Raw genomic sequence first — 597 nt, forward strand, 5'->3', positions numbered from 1 at the left:
GCGCAGGCGTTGGGCGAGGAATTTTGCCGGAAGCAGTTTCCCGGACACCAAGCCATTGTCTGCACCCACCCGGACGGACACAACCACAGCGGCAATATCCATGTGCATATCGTTATCAATTCTCTGCGGATAGAGGAAGTTCCGTTCCTGCCTTACATGGACAGACCGGCAGACACCCGCGCCGGGTGCAAACACCGCTGCACAGACGCGACGATGGAATACTTCAAAGCCGAAGTCATGGAGCTGTGCCACCGGGAAAATCTCTATCAAATCGACCTTTTGCATGGCAGCAAAAACCGCATTACCGAGCGTGAGTATTGGGCGCAGCGGAAAGGGCAGGCAAAGCTGGACAAGGAAGCTGCCGCCTTGCCAGCCGAGGAGCAGCCAGCCAAGCCCACGAAGTTTGAAACAGACAAGGAAAAATTGCGGCAGGCCATACGCACCGCGCTGTCCTCTGCCGCAAGCTATGGCGAGTTCACCGCCGTTCTCTTGCAACAGGGCGTGACTGTCAAGGAGAGCCGAGGGCGGCTATCCTACCTCACGCCGGACAGGACAAAGCCCATTACCGCCCGCAAGCTGGGAGATGATTTTGACCGC

Annotated in this window: 1 protein-coding gene; it reads left to right on the forward strand. The window is 57.6% G+C overall.

The window, feature by feature from the left end; translation table 11 throughout:
- On the forward strand, nt 1-597 hold a 597-nt coding region (locus H8711_RS13910), incomplete at both ends, for a relaxase/mobilization nuclease domain-containing protein (protein WP_249283915.1).

It is taken from the genome of Ligaoa zhengdingensis, assembly GCF_014384885.1.
In the GTDB taxonomy this organism is placed as follows: Bacteria; Bacillota; Clostridia; order Oscillospirales; family Ruminococcaceae; genus Ligaoa; species Ligaoa zhengdingensis.